The 4,348-nt window shown below is 29.8% G+C and carries 2 protein-coding genes; both read left to right on the top strand.

Features of this window, described 5'->3' with window-relative positions; all coding sequences use genetic code 11:
- Positions 1-239 precede the first annotated feature (239 nt).
- Positions 240-1,160: a hypothetical protein gene (locus tag P618_RS01220; protein ID WP_156918948.1), complete on the top strand. Its 921-nt coding sequence runs from the start codon at positions 240-242 to the stop codon at positions 1,158-1,160.
- 29 nt (positions 1,161-1,189) lie between these two features.
- Entirely contained in the window at positions 1,190-3,889 is a 2,700-nt protein-coding gene (locus tag P618_RS01215) for a hypothetical protein (RefSeq protein ID WP_156918947.1), read from the top strand.
- The last annotated feature ends 459 nt before the right edge of the window (positions 3,890-4,348 follow it).

Raw genomic sequence — 4,348 nt, 5'->3', positions numbered from 1 at the left:
ATTGAAAGTGAAAACCTCATTGAATCATTTTGCAATAAAACAAAAACTATTGTTAAAAGCCAATGTTTTAATGTTCAATGAACTTCAAATTTTGAAAGGTGCTACGTAAGATGAGTTACTTAATGATTGTCCCATTTATTAATAAATTGTTCTTGACTATAGATAATAAAATACGATATACTAATGAAAGTTTAATTAACTATTAGTAATAGATGTTTTTCATAAATAAAAAGTTATTATTGTTATTTTCTTTAGCAGTTTCTCAAATTTCTTATTCAGGCTTTGAGATAGGACCTATGCTTCCTGATATCGCCAAAATAGATGTTTCTTTAGCAAATAGATTTAAGGAAGCTTCATTAAAAAGTAACAAGAGCCTTATGGAAGAATTGTGCGATTTTTGGGAAAGAGAGAAGTCTTTGGAAAAAGCACAAAAACTCTGGGAAGTTTTTGCAAATCACAAGGCATTACATCTTGATTTAGGAATTGGTCACCATCGCTTTTGCCACGATAGATTTACAAATTGCGCTAAAATGTATGCAAATAAAATTTTACAAACGAATTTAGGTGATGTTTTCTCTTGTGTAAAAAAATACTTAAAAGATTGTGGTAAAGCAGGAATAGATTGGTTGATTTGTGCCTATCTAGAAAATGACAGGATGAAAAAAGAAGATCTTATTAAATTATTGAACGATGAAGAAGTATCCAATGTGTTACAGGAAATTGGTAATATTCGGAGTAGCCTTGGTTCGACAGATAGTTTTGATGGAGGATTAGAGAGTATTTTTTGTGCTTATCTGGATAAATTCAAATGGGAAGGCGTTAAGGAAATTTTTATAGAAAATGAAAAAGCACTTTCAGAATTAATTTCTTCTGATGCTTGGAACGTATTTTCTTATCATGTTGGTGGAGAAGACAAAGAAGCGAGAAAGAACGCTCTCAGAACTCAAGAAGTATTTAAAAAACTTTTACATACTTGTAAAAAAGATCTTTTTTCAGATTTTGTGAAGGACGTTTTATCTGATGACAGCTTTCAAAGCAGGAAGTTTGTTCAGGAGATGATAGAGTTAAGAGTTCCTCTTCCTGGCTATCCTGGTTTTTTTTCAAAACTCCTTTTGCTCTTTTTTTTCCTTTCATTCAAAGTGGTAACATTAAATTTATAAAAAACATGCTGAACAGTGAAGATCCAAATATGTCGGACAAAACTGTTGCTAAGCTTATGTGTATATTAGTAGATCATGGTGAAGTAGAATTCGTAAAAGAGTGTTTGCAAAGCAAGAAAGCATCTGGAGTAAAGATTCCAATCTTAGATAAAGGGATGCGTTCTATTTTACATACGCTCATCGAACGTGGTTATGCTAGACATGCAAAAAGCATAATAGCGAACAATGAAACTTGGATTCAGAATATAGCGCACAAAAATTGTTCTAAAATTATGTGCACATTGGTTAGCCGTGGTGAAGCAGAATTCGTAACAGAAATTTTGCAAAACAAGAGCGAAAAAATTGAGACCATAAAGGATTCTGATAATGATTTGGCTTCTATTTTATGTGCACTCATTAAACACGGTAAAAGTGAAGCTGTAAAAAAAATAATAAATAATGAAAATTTTTTTGAAAAAATATCGAGCCACCATTATACTAAGCTGATGCTTGCATTTATAAATTATGGTGAATTAGAATCGGTAAAAAAGCTTTTACAAAAAAAGAACTTTTTCTTATCCGGATGTTATGGGAATCTGGCTTCTGTGTTACGCGCTTTTATTGAACATGGTGAAGTTGAATTTGCAAAAAACATAGTGATGAACAATGAAACTTGGATTAAAAATATATCGGCTTACGAGTGTTCCAAGATTATGTGTACATTTTTGAACCATGGTGAAGTTGAATTTGCAAAAAACATAGTGATGAACAATGAAACTTGGATTAAAAATGTATCGGCTTACGAGTGTTCAAAGATTATGTGTACATTTTTGAACCATGGTCACGTTGAATTTGTAAAAGAACTTTTACAAAACCGTATTTTAGAAAAAAAATCGTGCAAAGGTTTTGCTAACGTGCTGTGTGCCTTTGTAAACCATGATAAAATTGCATTTGTAAAAAGGATTTTACAAAAAAAGACTACTCTCTTAGCTATCATTAATAATCTGTCTTCTATTTTACGTACGCTAGTAAAACATAACAATTTTGGATTTACGGTAGCAAAAAAAATTATTAAAAGTTTAGACACCGAAAATGCTAATAACGCTTTGTTCGGATGGTCTTTGGATGAAGAAACGTTTGAAAGAGAAGATATGAGGAGCATTTTTGTGGAGCTATTAGAAAAATGTTCTTCTGAAAAATTGGGAAAATTTGTCGAAAAAAATATAAAAAAAGTTGATTTCGAGTTGATGAGTAAGCTTATATCAAGAGTCAGTGATTTTTCCTCTATTGAAAAAATATACTTTGCCCTTAAGAATAAAATTCCTTATACTGATTTGTTACATAAAATAAAAATTATTAAAAATCAAGTGATGTTGAATATTGTAAATAATGTACAAAAAAATATAGATCAAGGAAATTTAAGCAACGATGAAAGAATTTTAGCGCTCGGAAAAACGTTGACACCTATTGATTGGTGGACTTTTGAAAATATGGTAATACACAAGGATCCTTTGACTGTAAAACGGTTAGTTGATTCAGCTTTTGAACGTGCGCAAACAGCTATAAGTAATTCCGATCTATCTAAAAAACAAAAAGTAAATTTTAAAAAAGGGTTTTTTTATATTAGAAACGGATATATAGGCAATATACAATTCAACCGTTATAAACATTTAACACTGTTAAATATCGTTGAAGAACGTCAAAAAGAACGTGAATTTAAGAGAATTGTCATAGAAGAATTTTCTATGGCTGCAGCAAATTATTTGGAATTGAAAGATTCAGGAAGATTATCCGATTATAAAAACCGTTATAAAATTTTGGGAATGTGCATAATAGATTTTAATAATATTGAATTTTTTCATGAAAAGTATCCAAATATTTTTAAGATAAATGCTGAAATAATATTGAATCAATCCAAATCATTTGAAAATATTAGGGTAAACTCTTTTAAAAAATTATCAGATGATTTGTATAATATAACAAAGGGGATATATGACAAAGAAAATAATATCGAGATAATTATTAATGGTCCAGGAAAATTTAATAAATTTTTAGAAACAGTGAAAAAAGAAAGTGAACGATGTCACTTTAAGGACATCGTTCAGAAAGAATTAGATAAGGCTGTATCAAATTATTTACAATTGAACGATGAAAATAAGAAATGTCAACAATGGAATCCTGAAAAATATTATAAATTATGTGGTGTATGCCCGATAAATTTTAGAGAAATTGAACAATTTACGGAAAAATATTCCAATGTTTTCAAAGTTTTTGTTAAGCCTTCTGTTGACTCTAACAATCGTGAATTAAGTATGCCCTCACAATCTTTAGACGCGTTTGAAAATACTCGGTTACACTCTTTTGAAAAATTAGTAAACGATTTTTGTAAAAATAAAGAAGGCATCCGGAATATTATTCTGGGTGAAGGGAATTATGAAAAAGTTGTTCAAAAAATGAAAGAAGAAAGTAATAAAAAATTAGATGTTGGAAATGTTAAAAGTCCTTACTTTCATCTTATGAACTTTTACGAAGATTCTGTAACTCAAGGTAAGAATCCATTAGATACTCCAAAACATCTAATCTACAAAGCAAGAAATTTTAAAAAAGGACGTTGTTTACATGGATTAAATATAGACGCGAATTGGAAAATATCTAACGTAGAAGGGCTTCATTTAGATCTCCCTCTTCCTGTTAGCATGAAGTGTGAATTTACTAAGCAATCTAAAAAAATTATACAATATCAAGATTGATTGGTCGTCTTAATAAACTTTTTTTAGATAACCCATATCTTTTTATGGGTATTTTTGTTGTGTTCAAAAGTCTGACTGTGAAAATTTAGGAAAATGAATGCGTAAAGTATGAGAAGTTTCGAATCAAAGAAACTTCCCATAGTGGTGAGATACAAAGAGATGATCGTTAAGTTGAGTTTTGCGAATAGATGAGCTATATTTAAGAACAAATACTAGCCTGATATATAGTAATTTAGCTTGAAAACGGGACAAAAAGATACTATTTTTAAGAGAAAATGACAAAGAAACACTACAGCTTAGATCTAAGGGAGAGAGTAATAGATTATATTAAGCTTGGTAACTCATCTTACGTAGCACCTTTCAAAATTTGAAGTTCATTGAACATTAAAACATTGGCTTTTAACAATAGTTTTTGTTTTATTGCAAAATGATTCAATGAGGTTTTCACTTTCAATAATT

The sequence above is a fragment of the Holospora obtusa F1 genome (genome assembly GCF_000469665.2).
In the GTDB taxonomy this organism is placed as follows: Bacteria; Pseudomonadota; Alphaproteobacteria; order Holosporales; family Holosporaceae; genus Holospora; species Holospora obtusa.
The sequence above is the reverse complement of the archived record's forward strand: the minus strand, read 5'-3'. Positions and strand labels throughout refer to the sequence as shown.

What these genes read in the sequence shown, in the direction of transcription:
- P618_RS01215 (WP_156918947.1), top strand. Translation starts at nt 1,190, where the DNA reads ATGTCGGACAAAACTGTTGCTAAGCTTATGTGTATATTAGTAGATCAT.